Origin of the sequence: Synechococcus sp. H60.1 (assembly GCF_047462335.1) — a bacterium.
Classification (GTDB): domain Bacteria; phylum Cyanobacteriota; class Cyanobacteriia; order Thermostichales; family Thermostichaceae; genus Thermostichus.
The window spans coordinates 1-503 of sequence record NZ_JANSJA010000292.1 but is presented as its reverse complement, the minus strand read 5'-3'; the positions used below and the strand labels follow the sequence as shown (position 1 = coordinate 503).

The following is a 503-nucleotide window of genomic DNA, read 5'->3' as shown; positions in this document are numbered from 1 at the left end:
CCGACAACAGCAGTACAGTAAACTACCCGGCTCCGACCGCTAAGCGGTACGGAGCGGGCTTAAGCGCTACGCGCCGCTGACGCGAACGGTAGCCCTGCAGTTGGCAAGCCAACCACGAACCTCCAGGCCGGTTTACAGCGACCCCCAAAAGCGCAATGACGTTGGCACCGTGCAAATCTGCATCCCCTTCCCAACCACAAGCTGGGTTCACACAACGAAAATGCTTCCCTTCCCGCTGCCCAAGCCACAAATACCGGTGGCAGGTCTGCGAGCTGTAGGCAGGCGGCACCACCACAACCTGGATCCCTGCTCTGGCGGCCTTGTAGTGCACAAACTGCCGCAACGGGTAGAACGCCCAACTATTGGCCTGCCGCCGCTCCGTCTTGCTGCGCCGCTGTTGGTTGACTCGTTCACGGATCCCGGTCAGGTCTTCCAAGGCAATAAAACGGTGGGTGGCCAGTGCCCTAGCAACAATGGACTTGGAGATGCGATGGTTCACCCAA

Annotated in this window: 1 protein-coding gene; it reads right to left on the bottom strand. The window is 59.8% G+C overall.

Annotation, left to right across the window (positions count from 1 at the left end; all coding sequences use genetic code 11):
- Window positions 1–22: 22 nt before the first annotated feature.
- Window positions 23–503 (bottom strand): zinc ribbon domain-containing protein (locus NW852_RS13325; RefSeq protein WP_414426815.1); only part of this gene is annotated, 481 nt, incomplete at its 5' end.